At 64.1% G+C, this 16,810-nt stretch carries 17 protein-coding genes; 14 read left to right on the plus strand and 3 right to left on the minus strand.

Features of this window, described 5'->3' with window-relative positions:
* Nucleotides 1–6: 6 nt before the first annotated feature.
* From hutI to ACN0YL_RS07620, 6 genes are all read left to right on the plus strand, one after another.
* The gene (gene hutI / locus ACN0YL_RS07595; RefSeq protein WP_417497576.1) at nt 7–1,215 is read left to right on the plus strand and encodes an imidazolonepropionase; all 1,209 of its coding nucleotides are present in this window, start codon (nt 7–9) and stop codon (nt 1,213–1,215) included.
* Complete coding sequence (hutH, locus tag ACN0YL_RS07600) at nt 1,161–2,735, plus strand: histidine ammonia-lyase (RefSeq protein WP_417497577.1); 1,575 nt, start codon at nt 1,161–1,163, stop codon at nt 2,733–2,735. Before hutI ends, hutH begins: the two co-directional genes overlap by 55 nt.
* Nucleotides 2,735–3,544, plus strand: a complete 810-nt coding sequence (gene hutG / locus ACN0YL_RS07605; protein ID WP_417491745.1) for an N-formylglutamate deformylase — start codon at nt 2,735–2,737, stop codon at nt 3,542–3,544. Before hutH ends, hutG begins: the two co-directional genes overlap by 1 nt.
* Nucleotides 3,541–5,208, plus strand: coding sequence for a urocanate hydratase (gene hutU, locus ACN0YL_RS07610; RefSeq protein ID WP_417491744.1), 1,668 nt, complete (start codon nt 3,541–3,543; stop codon nt 5,206–5,208). Before hutG ends, hutU begins: the two co-directional genes overlap by 4 nt.
* Nucleotides 5,209–5,330: 122 nt before the next feature.
* Complete coding sequence (locus ACN0YL_RS07615; protein WP_417491743.1) at nt 5,331–5,861, plus strand: hypothetical protein; 531 nt, start codon at nt 5,331–5,333, stop codon at nt 5,859–5,861.
* 175 nt (nt 5,862–6,036) lie between these two features.
* Nucleotides 6,037–6,282 carry a hypothetical protein gene (locus ACN0YL_RS07620; RefSeq protein WP_417497578.1) on the plus strand — a complete coding sequence of 82 codons (246 nt, stop codon included), beginning with the start codon at nt 6,037–6,039 and terminating at the stop codon, nt 6,280–6,282.
* Nucleotides 6,283–6,836: 554 nt separating this feature from the next.
* Here ACN0YL_RS07620 and ACN0YL_RS07625 read toward each other — a convergent pair.
* Entirely contained in the window at nt 6,837–7,136 is a 300-nt protein-coding gene (locus tag ACN0YL_RS07625; RefSeq protein ID WP_417491741.1) for a HigA family addiction module antitoxin, read from the minus strand.
* Nucleotides 7,137–7,423: 287 nt separating this feature from the next.
* On the opposite strand from ACN0YL_RS07625, the gene ACN0YL_RS07630 reads away from it, so the two are divergent.
* The 8 genes from ACN0YL_RS07630 to ACN0YL_RS07665 all read left to right on the plus strand — a co-directional run bounded on the left by ACN0YL_RS07630 (nt 7,424) and on the right by ACN0YL_RS07665 (nt 15,451).
* Nucleotides 7,424–8,140 (plus strand): DUF4386 domain-containing protein, encoded by a 717-nt coding sequence (locus ACN0YL_RS07630; RefSeq protein ID WP_417491740.1) that lies wholly within the window; start codon nt 7,424–7,426, stop codon nt 8,138–8,140.
* A 60-nt stretch (nt 8,141–8,200) separates the two neighbouring features.
* On the plus strand, nt 8,201–9,403 hold the full coding sequence (kbl, locus tag ACN0YL_RS07635; protein ID WP_417497579.1) for a glycine C-acetyltransferase: 1,203 nt from the start codon (nt 8,201–8,203) through the stop codon (nt 9,401–9,403).
* A gap of 96 nt (nt 9,404–9,499) precedes the next feature.
* The gene (locus ACN0YL_RS07640; RefSeq protein WP_417497580.1) at nt 9,500–10,924 is read left to right on the plus strand and encodes an amidohydrolase family protein; all 1,425 of its coding nucleotides are present in this window, start codon (nt 9,500–9,502) and stop codon (nt 10,922–10,924) included.
* Nucleotides 10,925–10,967: 43 nt separating this feature from the next.
* Nucleotides 10,968–11,408, plus strand: a complete 441-nt coding sequence (locus ACN0YL_RS07645) for a DUF1330 domain-containing protein (protein WP_417497581.1) — start codon at nt 10,968–10,970, stop codon at nt 11,406–11,408.
* Between the two features lie 69 nt (nt 11,409–11,477).
* Nucleotides 11,478–12,587, plus strand: a complete 1,110-nt coding sequence (locus tag ACN0YL_RS07650) for an NAD(P)/FAD-dependent oxidoreductase (RefSeq protein ID WP_417497582.1) — start codon at nt 11,478–11,480, stop codon at nt 12,585–12,587.
* 393 nt (nt 12,588–12,980) lie between these two features.
* Entirely contained in the window at nt 12,981–13,691 is a 711-nt protein-coding gene (locus ACN0YL_RS07655) for a hypothetical protein (RefSeq protein WP_417497583.1), read from the plus strand.
* A gap of 24 nt (nt 13,692–13,715) precedes the next feature.
* The gene (gene tdh, locus ACN0YL_RS07660) at nt 13,716–14,750 is read left to right on the plus strand and encodes an L-threonine 3-dehydrogenase (protein WP_417497584.1); all 1,035 of its coding nucleotides are present in this window, start codon (nt 13,716–13,718) and stop codon (nt 14,748–14,750) included.
* Entirely contained in the window at nt 14,747–15,451 is a 705-nt protein-coding gene (locus tag ACN0YL_RS07665) for a nitroreductase family protein (protein ID WP_417497585.1), read from the plus strand. Before tdh ends, ACN0YL_RS07665 begins: the two co-directional genes overlap by 4 nt.
* Nucleotides 15,452–15,577: 126 nt before the next feature.
* Here the strand turns inward: ACN0YL_RS07665 and ACN0YL_RS07670 are convergent, their stop codons facing one another.
* Entirely contained in the window at nt 15,578–15,781 is a 204-nt protein-coding gene (locus ACN0YL_RS07670) for a superinfection immunity protein (protein ID WP_417470626.1), read from the minus strand.
* Nucleotides 15,782–15,894: 113 nt separating this feature from the next.
* Entirely contained in the window at nt 15,895–16,785 is an 891-nt protein-coding gene (locus ACN0YL_RS07675) for an AraC family transcriptional regulator (protein ID WP_417497586.1), read from the minus strand.
* Between the last annotated feature and the right edge of the window lie 25 nt (nt 16,786–16,810).

Consider the following 16,810-nt stretch of genomic DNA (forward strand, 5'->3'; position numbering starts at 1 on the left):
CATTCAATGCGTTTCGACCGATTGCTGACCGATGCCAGGCTCGCCACCATGGTGCCCGGGCCTGTGCCCTACGGCGCCTTGCTCGACGCCGCGATCGGAATTCGCGATGGCCGTATCGCGTGGGTCGGACCGATGGCCGATGTGCCGGAAACCGCGCTGGAGACGGAAAGCCTCGAAAACCGCTGGGTAACGCCCGCCTTGGTCGATTGCCATACGCATCTGGTGTTTGCCGGTGACCGCTCCGATGAGTTCGAGCGCCGCCTCGCCGGTGAGAGTTATACAGAAATTTCCCGCTCCGGCGGCGGCATCCGCAAGACCGTCGCGGCGACGCGCAAGGCCGGCGCGGCCGAGCTCGCGGGCGGCGCACTGTCGCGGCTCGATGCGCTGTCCGCCGAGGGGGTCGGCACGATCGAGATCAAGTCCGGCTATGGCCTGACCTTTGACAGCGAGCTGGCGATGCTCAAGGCGGCGCGCTCGCTGGGCCTCGTCTCCGGTCTGCGCATCTCAACGACGCTGCTGGCGGCCCATTCCGTCCCGGTGGAATATGAAGGCCGCTCCGGCGCCTATATCGACGAAGTCTGCATCCCGCTGATCCGCGAGGCGGCGCGCGAGGGCCTGGCCGATGCGGTCGATGCCTATTGCGAAACCATCGCCTTTTCGCCGGAAGACATCCGGCGTCTCTTCATCGCCGCCAAGGCGGCCGGCCTGCCTGTGAAACTGCATGCTGATCAGCTCTCCGATACCGGCGGTGCCAAGCTCGTCGCTGAATTCGACGGGCTGTCGGCGGATCATCTCGAATTCACCAATGCAGAGGGCATTGCCGCCATGGCGAAGGCCGGCACGGTGGCCGTGATCCTGCCCGGCGCCTTTTACGGTATTGGCGAGACGCAAAAGCCGCCGGTCGTGGCCCTGCGCGAGGCGGGCGTTGCGATGGCGGTGGCGACCGATGCCAATCCGGGGACATCGCCGGTGGTGTCCTTGCTGACCGCGGCCAATATGGCCTGCAACCTGTTTGGCCTGACGGTCGAGGAAGCGCTGGCCGGGGTGACGCGCGAGGGCGCCCGGGCGCTGGGTCTGGCGGCGGAGATTGGAACGCTGGAAGCGGGCAAGCGCGCCGATCTGGCGATCTGGGATGTCGAGCGTCCCGCTGAGATTATTCAATGGATCGGATTGCGGCCGCTGCATGGCCGCATCCTCGGGGGAGAGTGGCTGTGAGCGCGCTTCAAATCAAACCGGGCCAGATGGCGCTGGCCGACTGGCAGGCGATCTATCGCGGCGCCGCGGTGACCATTGATCCGGCAGCGCAGGCCGGCGTCGACGCGGCCGCGAAAACCGTCGAGGATCTGATCGCCTCGGGCCGCGCCGTCTATGGCCTCAATACCGGGTTCGGCAAGCTGGCCCAGACCCGTATCGCCAATGACGAACTTGCCGTGTTGCAGGAACGTCTGGTGCTCTCGCACGCGGCCGGGATCGGCGAGGCGCTGCCGGCGGATGTCGTGCGTCTGATCCTGGCGCTGAAGATTGCCAGTCTCGGACGCGGCGCCTCCGGCCTGCGCTGGTCGACGCTGAAGGCGCTGGACGACCTGCTCATACATGACGTACTGCCGGTGATCCCGGCCCAGGGTTCCGTCGGGGCCTCGGGCGATCTGGCACCGCTGGCGCATATGAGCGCGGCGCTGATCGGCCATGGCGAGGCCTTCTGGCGCGGCGAGCGGTTGCCGGCGGCGGAAGCGCTCAAGCGCGCCGGGCTCAAGCCGGTCGTGCTGGGCCCCAAGGAAGGCCTGGCCCTGCTCAACGGCACCCAGACCTCGACCGCGCTGGCGCTCGCCGCCCTGTTCGGCATCGAGGCCGGCTTCAAGGGCGCGCTGGTTTCCGGTGCGATGAGCCTGGACGCGGCCAAGGGCTCGATTGCGCCGTTTGATCCGCGGATCCACGAATTGCGCGGCCACCAGGGCCAGATCAATGTCGCCGCCGCTTTGCGCGGGCTGGCGACGGGCAGTGAAATCCTCGCCAGCCATGCCGTGTGCGAGAAGATCCAGGACCCGTATTGCCTGCGTTGCCAGCCACAGGTGATGGGCGCCGTGCTCGATTTGCTGCGTCAGGCCGGGCGTACGCTAGAGATTGAGGCCAATGCCGTTACCGACAATCCGCTGATCTTCACCGATACCGGCGAGGCGATTTCCGGCGGCAATTTCCACGCCGAGCCGGTCGCTTTCGCGGCCGATCAGCTGGCGATTGCGGCCTGCGAGATCGGCTCGATCTGCGAGCGGCGCATCGCCTTGCTGACCGATCCGGCAGTCAGCGGTCTGCCCGCTTTTCTGACGCCCAATCCGGGCATCAATTCCGGCTTCATGATCGCGCATGTGACGGCTGCTGCCCTGGTCTCCGAGAACAAGCAGAAAGCCTACCCCGCCAGCGTCGATTCCATCCCGACCAGCGCCAATCAGGAAGACCATGTCTCGATGGCGACGCATGGCGCCGTCCGCGCGCTGAAAATGGCGGAAAACCTGCATGCCGTGGTCGGGATTGAGCTGCTCTGTGCTGCCCAGGGCACGGATTTCCATGCCCCCGATATCGCCTCCGACCCGCTTGAGGCGGCCAAGGCGGTCTTGCGCCGTCATGTGGCTCCCTATGGCGATGATCGCTATTTTGCGACAGATATCGCCGCGGCGCGCGACCTGGTCGCCAATGGTGAGCTGGTTGCGCAAGCCGGTGATTTGCCCGGGGTGATTTGATGGACGTGTATACGCTTGCAGCCGGCACCAGCCCGCTGGTGGTTTCAATGCCGCATTCCGGCCTCGCCCTGAGCGATGGCCTGGCCGAACGCCTGACGCCCGGGGCGGCGGCGCTGCCGGATACCGACTGGCATGTGCCGCAGCTCTACGACTTTCTCGAAGACTTGGGCGCCGCGACGATCCGCGCGAACTATTCGCGCTATGTCGTTGATCTCAATCGCCCGCCGAACAATACCTCGCTCTATCCCGGCCAGGCGACGACCGATCTGGTGCCGCTGACCCTGTTCGATGGCTCGCCGGTTTATCGCGCGGGATTGGCGCCCGATGAGGACGAGCTGGAAGCGCGGCGCACGGATTTTCACGACCCTTATCACAAGGCGCTGACCGAGCTTTTGGTCGAGACCCGGATGGAGCATGGCTTTGCCCTGCTGTGGGATGCGCATTCGATTGCTGACGAAGTGCCGCGCCTGTTCGAGGGCGTGTTGCCCGACCTCAATCTCGGCACGGTCGGCGGCGAGAGCTGCGACCCGACCATCGAGCGCGCGGCGCTGAAGGCGATGATGGATCACGAGGAATATGCCTCGATCGTCAATGGCCGCTTTCGCGGTGGCTTTATCACCCGCGCCTATGGCCGCCCGAACCAGAATATCCATGCGGTGCAGATGGAATTGGCGCAATCGGCCTATATGGACCTGGCGAGCCGGGCCTTCGACGAGACCAAGGCGGCCGTGCTGCGTGTGGCCTTGAAAGACACCATGGCGGCGGCCCTGCGGGCTGCACAAATCATGTATTCAGGAGAAGTGAGATGACCTCGACCCGGCTCGACAATGCGCGTGTGATCCGTGCCAAGCGCGGCACAGAACTCGACGCGCTGAGCTGGGCCACGGAAGCGCCTTTGCGCATGCTGATGAATAATCTCGACCCGGAAGTCGCGGAAAAGCCGGAAGAACTCGTCGTCTATGGCGGCATTGGCCGTGCCGCGCGCGACTGGGAGAGCTTTGACCGGATCGTCTCCACCCTGAAGCGCCTGAAAGACGACGAGACCCTGCTGGTTCAATCCGGCAAGCCGGTCGGCGTATTCCAGACCCACAGCAATGCGCCGCGGGTGCTGATCGCGAACTCCAATCTGGTGCCGCACTGGGCGACCTGGGAGCATTTCCGCGAGCTCGATAAGAAGGGCCTGATGATGTACGGCCAGATGACGGCCGGCTCCTGGATCTATATCGGCAGCCAAGGCATCGTGCAGGGCACCTATGAGACCTTTGTCGAGGCCGGGCGTCAGCATTATGGTGGCGATCTGACCGGCAAATGGATCCTTACCGGCGGGCTTGGCGGCATGGGCGGCGCCCAGCCATTGGCCGCCACCATGGCCGGTGCCTCGATGCTGGCGGTCGAATGCCAGCCGAGCCGGATCGAGATGCGGCTGAAGACCGGCTATCTCGACAAACAGGCCGGCGATCTCGACGAAGCGCTGGACATGATCAACGAGGCCTGCACCAGGGGCGAGGCCGTCTCGGTCGGCCTGCTCGGCAATGCGGCGGAGATTTTCCCGGAACTCGTCAAGCGCGGCGTCCGCCCCGATATCGTCACCGACCAGACCTCGGCTCACGACCCCGTCAATGGATATCTGCCCTTGGGCTGGACACTCGACAAGTGGGAATCGATGCGGATTTCCGATCCCGATGCCGTCTCGAAAGCCGCCAAAAAATCCATGGCGATCCAGGTCGAGGCGATGCTGGCCTTCCACAAGGCGGGGATCCCGACGGTTGATTACGGCAATAATATCCGCCAGATGGCCTTCGACGAGGGCGTTGCAAAGGCGTTCGATTTCCCCGGCTTTGTCCCCGCCTATATCCGCCCGCTCTTCTGCCGCGGCGTCGGGCCCTTCCGCTGGGTCGCGCTGTCTGGGGATCCCGAGGATATCTACAAGACCGACGCCAAGGTGAAGGAACTCATCCCGGATAATCCGCATCTCCACCGCTGGCTCGACATGGCGCGCGAGCGCATCCAGTTCCAGGGCCTGCCGGCGCGGATTTGCTGGGTCGGGCTGGGCGAACGCCATCGCCTCGGCCTCGCCTTCAACGAGATGGTGCGTAGCGGTGAGCTGAGTGCCCCCGTGGTGATCGGCCGCGATCATCTCGACAGCGGTTCAGTGGCCAGTCCCAATCGCGAGACCGAAGCCATGCGCGACGGCTCCGACGCCGTCGCCGACTGGCCGATCCTCAACGCCATGCTCAACACCGCGTCCGGCGCCACCTGGGTCTCGCTGCATCATGGCGGCGGGGTCGGCATGGGCTATTCAATTCACTCCGGCCTGGTCGTGCTCGCCGACGGCACGGATGAAGCCAAGGCGCGTCTCGGACGTGTGCTGTGGAATGACCCGGCGACCGGCGTGATGCGTCACGCGGATGCGGGGTACGAAATCGCCAAGGAGTGCGCATCCGTGCAGGGGCTGGATTTGCCGTCGGTCTGAGCGGCCTCCCTTGCATGCGGGGGAGAAAAGCGTGGTTTCGGTATGATCATTTCTGCCCGTGGCTTGATTGTCCAAGCCGGAAGCTATTGGTTGTGGCTGTAGGTTTTGTCGAGGGTGGTTGAGTGAGCGGTGTCGTGTTTACGGTCGCAGACCTGTCGGTATGGCAGGTTTTTCAGTGGCGCTGGTTTGCGGTGCTTTATGTGTTTGCGGCGGCGTTCATCGCATTTCCTCGTCTGTTGAAAATCTGGCCATTGTCGAACTTCCGTTTCTTCAAGAAGCGCGGACGCTTGAACGGTTTTCTGTTGCTGGGCATGACTTCGATCATTGGTGGCGGGCACTTATTTCTGACGCTCCTGCCTCTGGAAGAAGCCTGGTCCGCGTTGCGGGATAATCGGTGTGCCACGGTTGTGGCGGCATTCGATGGTCGCAAGCCTGATCGGGAGCTCATGATGCAGAGTTTCGCGGAAATGACGCTCACCTTCGAGGGGGTAGACTATGATGTGCCGGGTGGTCTGCATGGTGCCGCGTTTCTCCTTCCGAGAATTCGGGCTGACTTGGAGACGGGTGGCACCTATCGAATGTGTGTGCTCGATAATTTGATCCTTGTTGTCGAACGCTCTTCGGCTGACAAATCTGCCAGTTTGGCTCCTTAGCACCGCAATCTGTCTCTTCCGGAACGCTGCGCGATTGGACTGGCAGTCCACCCGGCAGGAACAATCCATTCTTCGCTTGCCGAGATCCCGCCGCCGGGGTTCAGCGCTGATCTGGCGTGGGCTCGGACACTTCAGGAACAGGAACCAGGGCTGGCTGCCCCTCACGGTGTCGATGATGATCCGATTTTTCGCCTGGGTATGGACCATTCTGTCGCTTGTGACGGCGACCGGCTTCGCCTGGCTCTTCGTGTCGGTCTACTGGAACAACCGCGCCTGCTTCGACGAAAACGGCCGCTGCTTCGTTGACGGCGTTGTGCATCACGACACGAGCTCTATCTATGTCTGGATCGCCTTGCTGGCGGCCCTGTCGGGGCTGGCCGGGGTCGTGATCGCCGGACGGGCGCGCCGGTCGGTAGCCTAGGCTTGCGCCCGCTTCGGCAGGACCGGCAATGGCATTGGTTCAGAAATTCAGACCCTCGGGTCTGGAATAACCCATTCTTCGCTTGCCGAGATCCCGCCACCGGGGTTCAGCGCCGTCAAGGCGCATGCCCGCTACGCGGCGCCGGAGGCGGCCTTGACGGCGCTGAACCCCGGTGGCCCACTGGCTGACAAGCGATCAATGGGTTGGTGTGCGCCGGGGCGCAAATCTTGACAGAGGTGCACGTCCCCACGCCCAAGATGAACAGAATTATGTGAAAGGCTCCGCACTGTCTGCCATCCTGCCATGATGCGTTTGGAGGGCGGGGAGCCGCCTGCAGGCTGGCGATTTGCGGGTGGCAGAGGCGTGGCAGCCTGACAGTGACTGCCATTCATTCCCCCCGTTGACGACAAACCTGACGCGGGAAAGTTTCATGGGCCAACAATGTCAAAGAGCGAAGTTGGCCCGATTATAGCGCAGGTGGGGTGGGGGCGGATAAGGCGGGGGTGGCTGGCGTCGACCGGGGGCGCGTACCAGAGCTACACGTCCCACCCGTCTCAAGCCGCCTTGTGCGGCGTGATCGCCTCGATGATCGCTGCACCGTGGCTGACCTGCGCCTCCGATAGATCCCGCAGCGCCTGCAGATTGATCCAGTATTGCGGCGTGGTGCCGAAATAGCGCGCCAGCCGCAGAGCCATATCGCCGTCACAACGCGCACCCTCAAGCAGGCGGACGATTCGCGAGCGCGGCACGGCGAGCTGTTTGGCAAGAGTGGGAGCCTTGATGTCGAACTCGTCCATGAACTCGGCCAGATGTTCGCCGACGGTGTGGGTCGGGGTCTTGAATGCGATGCTCATGATGGTCGCCCTTTCAACGCAAAACTCAATGCCGCGTCCGTTTATCGGCCCAGCTCCGGATCATCCCGCATCACATTGACTGATGTGCGAATGTACCGGAAGCCGATACATGCGGCACGCTTGGCGCACGATCGGCGAGAGCTGTGCACCGCTTGTGCGCGTCCCCGGGCCGGGCCCCGGTCTCCCGAACAAATCCAGCGCGCGGGGGACGCAGGCCGGGACTGTCCCGCTTGTGAGGCCCAATCCGGGTTTGTAGCAGGGACGGGTAGTTTTACAGGGACATACCTATGGATATCACCAATACGGCAGCAGAGCAGCGGGGCTGGGCCCGTCTTACGGGGCTGGGCTATCTTGTCATCATCGCGGGGGCGTTATTCTCCCAGATTGTCGCGCGGGGCGGGCTGATAGACGGCGACGACCCACAAGGCACGATCGACGCCATCCGCGCCGCGGAAGATTTATGGCGGCTGGGGTTTGTTGCGGAGATTATCGCGTTTAGCGCCGATGTGCTTGTCGCCTTCGGCTTCTACGTGATCCTGAAACCGATCAGCCGAAATCTCGCCTTGCTGGCGGCATTCTTTCGTCTCGTCATGGCGGCGGTGCAGGCGCTCAACATGCAAAATCACTATGATGTCCTGTTCCTGATCGACGATGCCAGCTGGCTCGCAGCCTTCGATCCGGCCCAGCTCGCGGCCATGGCGATGCTGAGCCTGAAGGCGCACACGGCGGGCTATATGATTGGCCTGGTCTTCTTCGGCTTCGGCAATGCCGTGCTGGGCTTCGCCCTGCTTCGCTCGCGCTATGTCCCGGCCCTGATCTCATTCCTCGTCATGGTCGGGGCACTGGCGGTGGCCGGCGGATTGATCGCGATCTTCCTTGACCCCGCCATCAGCGAAATGATCAGCCCTTGGTACATGTTGCCGACCTTCTTCGGCGAAGTATCGCTGGCCCTGTGGCTGGTGATCATGGGGGTGAAGATACCTGCGGCGTCCAAGGCCGGATGACAAGTCGGGCCTGGCCCAATAGAAGGGGTTCCTGCGCAAACTTGCCCTGGGAGCCCCTTCATGTCCGCCGCTTTCTACTCCGACCTGACCGCCGAACTGAAACAGATCGAGGCCGACGGGCTCTATAAGCGCGAGCGCATCATCACCTCGGAGCAATTCTCCGAAATCGACGTGACGTCAGAGGGTTCCAGCCATCACGTCATCAATTTCTGCGCCAATAACTATCTCGGTCTCGCCAATCGGCCCGAGCTGATCCAGGCCGCGAAAGACACGCTGGACACGCACGGGTTCGGCCTCGCCTCGGTGCGCTTCATCTGCGGCACCCAGGACATCCACAAACAGCTTGAAGCGAAGATCGCCGCCTTCACCGGCTGCGAGGATGCCATCCTCTATGCCGCCGCCTTCGACGCCAATGGCGGCGTGTTTGAACCGCTGCTGGGCGCGGAAGATGCGATCATTTCCGACGCGCTCAACCATGCCTCGATCATTGACGGCGTGCGCCTGTGCAAGGCGAAACGCTATCGCTATGCCAATTCCGACATGGCCGACCTGGAAGCCCAGCTGAAGCAGGCGCGGGCCGATGGTGCGCGGCACATCCTGATCGTCACCGATGGCGTCTTCTCGATGGATGGCTATATCGCCAAGCTCGACGAGATCGTGGCGCTGGCGAAGACCTATGACGCGCTGACCATGGTCGATGATTGCCATGCCCATGGCTTCATGGGCGCGCGCGGCCGCGGCACGCCGGAGCATTGCGGCGTGTTCGGCGAGATCGACATCATCACCGGCACGCTCGGCAAGGCGCTCGGCGGCGCGATGGGCGGCTTCACCGCAGCGCGCCGGCCCGTGATCGACATGCTGCGCCAGCGCTCGCGGCCCTATCTCTTCTCCAATTCGCTGGCCCCGATGATCGTCGGCGCCTCGCTGAAAGCCCTCGACATGGTCGACCAGGGCGATGATCTGCGCGCCCGCCTGTTCGACAATGCCAAGCGCTTCCGCGCCGGCATGAGTGCGGCCGGTTTCGACCTGCTGCAGGGCGAACACCCGATCATTCCGGTCATGCTCGGCGACGCCAAGCTGGCGCAGGACATGGCGAGCAAGCTGATGGCCGAGGGCGTCTACGTCACCGGCTTCTTCTTCCCCGTCGTGCCAAAAGGAAAGGCCCGCATCCGCACCCAGATGAGCGCCGCGCACACCCCGGAAATGATTGATCGCGCCGTGGCTGCGTTTACCAAGGTGGGCAAGGAGCTGGGGGTTATCTGAGCGCGCCGCCCGAAGCTGAGCTTAGCCAGCGCGCTCAAAAGCCGACGCTACGTCCATGAGGCGAACCTGATAAACCGCAAACGACCGAGTTGTCTGATGAGTTATGCCAATATCCTGCTGATCCTCACCCTGGGCCTCGCGGCCTGTACGCCACCGCCTGAAGAATTGCTGATCGAGAATGTCACCATCGTTTCGGCGCATCTGGACGCGCCGTCGGCGCCACAAAATGTGCTGATCCGCGATGGTGTGATCGCCGAGATCTCAATCGAGCCGATTGCCGCTGGCCGGCAGGCGCAGCGCATCAATGCCAGCGGACGTTTTCTCGCGCCGGGTCTGATGGACAGCCATCATCACGTCGCCTTCGTGCCCGGTCTGGGCGCGATGGGCGTGACGCCGGCGAGCGATCATCCGGCGCTGCTCGAGGCCTATATGGCGCAGCAGCCGCGCAGCCTGCTCTATTATGGCGTCACCCAGATTCTCGATCCGGCGCCCCTGCTGGCCTGGCGCGAATTCGAGGCGGCACCGCTCGCGCCCGATTTGATGCGTTGCGGCGAGATTCCCAATGCGGCCGGGGGCTATCCGCTTAATCAGCGCGACGACAGCGATGCGCTGGCGCTCTACCCCTATCGGATCGAGGGCGAGGCGACGCCGGAAGATGTTGTCGCCCGGATCGCTGCGGATGGCGGGGTTTGCGTCAAACTCTATCTGGAAGACGGATTCGGGGCCGAGACCGGCTGGCCGTTGTTTGACGCAGATATGCTGGCGCGCATCCGCGACGCGGCGCATGCCCATGGCCTGCCGGTGATTGTCCATGCCAATGCGATCGACATGTATCAGATCGCGCTCGATGCCCGACTCGATATTCTCGGACACGGGTTGTGGAACTGGCAATGGCCCGACGGCGAGCCGCCGGTCGTGGCAACGCTGGACCGGCTGGTCGAGCAGGGCACAGGCTATATGCCGACCCACAGCGTCATGGCCGGGCTGGGCGGCCAGTTGCGACCGGATGCCCTGGACGATCCGCAATTGGCGGACGTCGTTCCCGCAGCCTTGCTGGACTGGTATCGCACCGGGGAGGGCCAATGGTTTGCCGATGAACTCGCCGCCGACTTCCCGCCGGACATGCCGCGCTCGGAAATGGCCGATATTTTCGGCTATGGCGTTGGCCGCGCGCAGCGCGCCACCGGCTATCTGCATGCGCAAGGACACCCCCTGCTGCTGGCAAGCGATTGTCCTGGCAGCCCCACCTTCGTCAACCAGCCCGGCCTGTGCACCTGGCGCGAAATCCTCAGCCTCAACGAGGCGGGTGTCTCGTTGCAGGCCATCCTCGAGGCGGGCACCATCAATCCGGCGCGGCAATTCGGTCTCGAGGCCGAGTATGGCACCGTCGAGCCGGGCAAGATCGCCAATCTGCTGATCCTGTCGGCCAATCCGCTCGAGGAGGTGACTGCCTGGGACCGGATCGAGACCGTTATCCTGCACGGTCAGCCGCTTTCACGTCAGATGCTCGCGGTGCAGTAGCGGCGCGGGCGGGACTGACCCTGCTTCCAGACACGGGAATCCCATGCAAGTCACCAACGAAGTTCTCCCCACCGATCCCGAGCAGATCGAGCAGATGATGCAGCCAGGCCCTGCCGGGCCGGTTTTCATGGTCAATCTGTTGAAATTCAAGGACCGGGCGGACTATGCCGACGGGCGCGAAACCGGGCTCAACGGGCGTGAGGCGTATGAGATCTACGGCAAGGCGATCATGAAGGTCCTGCCGGAGTTTGGCGGCAAGCTGGTCTTTGTCGGCAATACGACATTTCTCGCGCTCGGCCAGGTCGAGGAGCTCTGGGATGAGGTCGCGATCATCATGTATCCCGATCGCGGCTCGCTTTTGCGCATGTCGATGTCGCCGGCCTGGCAGGAGATCGCGGTGCATCGCGAGGCCGGCCTCAAGGGCCAGCTCAATATCGAGACGGTGATGCCGCCGGCCCTGCTGGCGGGCCTCGCCAAGGGATGAGGGCGGTCGGCCTGGTGTTGACACCGTCCGCTCGCTCGGGGATGCAGGGTTGGCGGCGGAGTGACGCACATGGCATTCGAGACAGACGCGATCGTGATCGGAGCCGGCGCCGTCGGTCTGGCAACGGGGCGGGCCTTCGCCCTGCGCGGCCATGAAACCCTGGTGCTCGAGGCGCAGGGCGCGATCGGGCAGGGGATTTCCTCGCGCAATTCGGAAGTCATCCATGCCGGGCTCTATTACCCGACCGGCTCGCTGAAGGCGCGGCTCTGCCTCGTCGGGCGGCAATTGCTCTATGCCTATCTCGACAAGTATCACATCGCCCATCAGCGCTGTGGCAAGCTGGTTGTCGCGACCGAACCGCATGAGGCGGCGCGGCTGGAAGCGATCTTTCGCCAGGCCGGGGAAAATGGCGTTGAAGGCCTGCAAAGGCTGAGCGGCGAGCAGGCGCGGGCGCTGGAGCCGGAACTGAACGCCACCGCCGCCATCCTCTCGCCCGATAGCGGCGTGATGGATGCGCATGGCTATATGGGCAATATGGCGGGCGAGATCTCGGCCCTGGGTGGCGCCATCGTCATCAACACACCCTTTGTGGGCGCCTCGCCCATACCGGGTGGTGGTTTCGTGGTCCGTACGGGTGGCGATGCGGCGACCGAAGTGACGACGCGCTATCTCGTGATCGCCGCCGGTCTGGGCGCCCAGGATGCGGCCGCAAGGGTCGAGACCTTCCCGGCAGCGCAGATCCCGCGCCTGCATTACGGCAAGGGCGTCTATTTCACCTGTGCCGGCAAGGCCCCGTTCGGGCGCCTGGTCTATCCGCTGCCGATCCCCGGCGCGCTGGGCACGCATTACCGCCGCGATCTCGGTGGCCAGGCGCGCTTTGGCCCCGATCTCGATTTTGTCGATGCGCCTGACTATACCGTCGATCCGGCGCGGGCTGATGCGTTTTACGACACCATTCGCCGCTTCTGGCCCGGCCTGAAGGACGGCGCCCTGGTGCCCGATTATGCCGGTATCCGCCCCAAACTGCACGGGCCGGGCGAGTTGCAGACCGATTTCCGCATCGATGGCGCCGAGGCGCACGGCCTTGCCGGCCTGATCGCCCTGTTCGGGATTGAAAGCCCGGGCCTGACCTCGTCGCTGGCGATCGGCGATGAGGTGGTGCGGCGACTGGTGGATTAGGGCCCGGGGCTGGGACATCGGTTCTCCCGGAGCGGTGTCGCGGCAAGGCACGGCTCCCCGCGCAGGGGCATTGCGGACGATCCGCCAGGGGTAGTCTGGGTCTTGAAGTGTTTCTTGTCCTGGCGGATCGTCCACAACCCGGTGAAGCCAATTAAGGAAGAGCGCCGGCCCGTCGACCCTTGCGCTTCCAGCGCCACCCGTCCGGTCCGAAGCTGTGCACCGCCGCGTTCCGAACGTGGACACAGTATAGGTCCGCGCCGTGGGGGTGGGGACAAGTTGGTGGGTCCGGCGAGCGGGGCGATCCGTCGCATCGGCCCGAACACCGCCGCCCTTGACCTTGCGCATGGGCTGCGGCCTGATCCGGCGATCAAAAACGGGCGGGGATAAACCGGTATGCGTATTTCGAATCTGGCCTTTATCGCGGCGATTGCCGGCGCTGTGGCGACGCTGGTTTTCCCGATGCTGTTCGGCGCACCGCCGGATCCGGGTGCGGCCCCGATGGCGGACGGGTTTGTTACCCCGATCCTGGCGCTGGAATTTGCCCGTTCCGCAGACGATCTCGCCTTTGTCCAGGGCGAGGGCGCGGCGGCCTTGCGCGCTTTTCTCGTCCATACCCAGTCGCTCGACCGCTTCTTCCCGCTCGCCTATGCCGGCATGGCGGCGGTGTTTTTCCTCGCGCTCGGGCTGCGGCGTCCGGGGCGCTGGCTGGCCTGGGCGGCGCTGGCGGTGGCGCTGGTCGCAATCGGCGCTGACTGGGCCGAGAACCGGGTGATCGGACGGCTATTGACCGAGCTCGCCGCCGGCGATGAGCCCCGCGCCCGCCTGCTGGCGGCGCTGCACGGGCATACCTGGATCAAATGGGGGCTGATCGGCCTCTACGCGGCGCTGTTCAGTGTTTTGATGTGGCAGGACAAACGCCGCCTGCTGGCCATTCCCGGCGCGGTCGCGGCGCTGGCGATTGCCGCCACCTGGCTCAGCGGATCGAACGGCCAGGTCGCCGAAATCATGGGCACGCTGCTCATTCCCTTCATGCTCACTTTCCCTCTGGCGGCGGTGATGTATCTTCGCGGCAAATCCGCGCCATCAAAACCGAGCGCGGGATAGCACCACATAGTCGAGGGAAATGTCATGAAAGCGCTGGTCAAGGCAAAGCCGGAAGAAGGCATCTGGATGCAGGATGTGCCGATGCCGAACGTCGGCCCGGACGATGTCCTGATCAAGATCCACAAGACGGCGATCTGTGGCACCGATATCCATATCTATAACTGGGATGATTGGGCCGCCAAGACCGTGCCGACCCCGATGGTTGTGGGCCATGAATATGCCGGCGAGATCGTCGACAAGGGCGCCAATGTGAAGCGCGTCGAGATCGGCCAGCGCGTCTCCGGCGAGGGCCATGTCGTCGGCACATTGTCGCGCGCGGCACGCGCCGGCCGTTTCCATCTCGACCCCGACACGCAAGGCGTCGGCGTCAATATTCCCGGCGCCTTCGCCGAATATCTCGCCCTGCCGGCCTTCAATGTCGTCAAACTGCCCGAAGAGGTCTCCGACGAGCTCGGCGCGATTCTCGATCCGCTCGGCAATGCGGTCCACACGGCGCTGCAATTCGACATGATCGGCGAGGATGTGCTGGTCACCGGCGCCGGCCCGATCGGCATCATGGCGGCCGCGATCGCGCGCCATGTCGGGGCGCGCCATGTCGTGCTGACTGATATCAATACCCACCGCCTGCACCTGGCCAGCCAGGTCGTGTCGCGCGTCCACACCGTCAATGTCGCCGAGACCAGCCTGAAAGACGTGATGGCCGAGCTCGGCATGAGCGAGGGCTTCGATGTCGGGCTGGAAATGTCCGGCGCGCCGAGCGCCATCGGCTCCATGCTCGACGCGATGGTGATGGGCGGCAAGATCGCGATGCTCGGCCTGCCTTCCAAGGCGATTCCGGTTGATTTCGGCTCGCTGGTGCTGAAGGCGATCACGCTGAAAGGCGTCTATGGCCGCGAGATGTTCGAGACCTGGTACAAGATGATCGCCATGCTCGAAAGCGGGCTCGATGTCAGCCGGGTGATCACCCATCGCTATGCGGCGGATGATTTCCAGAAGGGGTTTGACGCCATGCGCTCGGGCAAGTCGGGCAAGGTTATTCTCGATTGGAGCCAGTCATGACCGACAAGCGCGCGAGCGGACACCCTCACGCCGAAGCCAAACGCGTGCCGCTGACCGATTATGTCGAATACGGTCCGGCGGAAATGCTCAGCCGCGCGGCGGCCTTCGCCAAACATCTCAAGCGCCGCCGCACCGTCCGCGATTTCGCCGATCGGCCGGTGGATCCCAAAATCGTTGAACACGCCATCGAGGCTGCCGGCACGGCGCCCTCGGGCGCCAATCACCAGCCCTGGCATTTCGTGGTGATCCAGGACCCGGCCCGGCGCAAGGCCCTGCGCGAGGCGGCGGAAAAGGAAGAGCGCGCCTTTTATGAAGGCAAGGGTGGCGAGGAATGGCTCGAGGCGCTGGCGCCATTGGGCACGGACTCGGCCAAGCCGTTTCTGGAAACCGCGCCAGTGCTGATTGCCGTCTTCGCGCAAAAGCGCGGCGGCGAGAAAGTCGGCCAGTCGAAGAAGAATTACTACATCAATGAGAGCGTCGGCATCGCCTGCGGCTTCATGCTCGCCGCTTTGCACGAGGCCGGCCTCGTGACGCTGACACACACGCCCAATCCAATGAAATTCCTCACCGAGATCTGCGAACGCCCGGCCGACGAAAAACCCTTCATGCTGATCGTCGCCGGCTATCCCGCCGATGACGCGACGGTGCCGGAACATGCGTTGATCAAGAAGACGGTGGGCGAGATTTCTAGCTGGCTTTAGGGTTGGGTGCGCCGGAGAGCCGCCGCAGCCCCACAGCACAACGCCCGGGCTGTGAGGGGCCCGGGCGCGGCGTCTGGGGTATGTGGCGCGTCTGATTTGAGATCAGTGAAGGGGCAGGGGTGATCTCTAGTCCCGCACGCGCCGGCGGATTGCGGTGAAGCTCCAGATCAGGGCGACAAGCCAGCCAATCCCGGTCCAGCCCAAAAGCAGGTTGGTGAGGAAAATGGCGAATGTGTTGTCGTGGCCGCGCAGAAGGGCGATCAGGGTCGGCATGAAGCCGATGATCAAAACAGCAATTGCGCCTTCCGGGCCCATGAGATGATACTCCATATCGGTTGTCCTTATCGACTTTCGATATGAAGTTAGGCCGATCCGAACCCGTGCGCAAGGTGGCGGGAGGGGGGATTTTGTGGCGGCCTGTCCCGCCTGCCGGCGGGCGGGGGTCAAGCGGGCAGGCGGCGGTCGCTGCGCGGTGACTGGCCGAACTGGCGCCGGTACTCGCGGCTGAACTGGGTCGGGCTTTCATAGCCGACCTCGTAGGCGATCGAGGTGACGCTGCCGGCAGCGGCCTGCAGGCGGCGGCGGGCCTCCATCAGGCGCAATGCCTTTTGATATTGCAGCGGGGTTGTCCCGGTGAGCGCGCGGAAATGGTCGTGAAAGGCCGAGACGCTCATCCCGGCCTCGCGGGCGAGCGCCGCGACCGTCAAGGGGGCGGCGTAATCGCGCCGGATCCGGGCGATGGCGCGCGCAATCCGGCTGGCATGCCCATCGGGCTGCACCAGCGCCCGCAGGGCCGAACCCTGATCGCCGAGCAGCAGGCGATAGTGGATCTCGCGGATCACCAGTGGTGCGAGCACGTCGATATCCATCGGATCCTCCCGCAGCGCGAACAGCCGGGCCATGGCATCGATCAGCGCCGGATCGGCATCGCCCATGACAAGCGCCGCTTCGGGCGTCCGGCTGTCCATGGCGCCGGGGTCTTTCAGTCCGGATGCCAGGTCGCGCAACAGGTCGATATCCAGATCAAGCGCCAGGGCGAGATAGGGCGTTTGCGGCGTCGCCTCGACGACACAGGCCGTTGCCGGCAGGTCGAGGCTGACGATGAAGCTTTGCAGCGCACCGAAGCGGTGCAGGCGTTCGCCGATCCGGGTCTGCTTGCTGCCCTGGAGGACCAGGCAAAAAATCGGCTGATAGTCGATGGCCGTGAACTCGGTCGAGATCCGACTGCGCACCAGCGACAGCCTCGGCACACGGGTCGGCTGTGGCGCGTCACCAAAGCCACAGGCATTGGCGTAGTCCGCCATTTCACGTTTGAGACTGTCAAGCTGCACCATGGCGAAACTCCCTGCCCATTGTCCT

The sequence above is a fragment of the Maricaulis sp. genome (genome assembly GCF_048269565.1).
In the GTDB taxonomy this organism is placed as follows: domain Bacteria; phylum Pseudomonadota; class Alphaproteobacteria; order Caulobacterales; family Maricaulaceae; genus Maricaulis.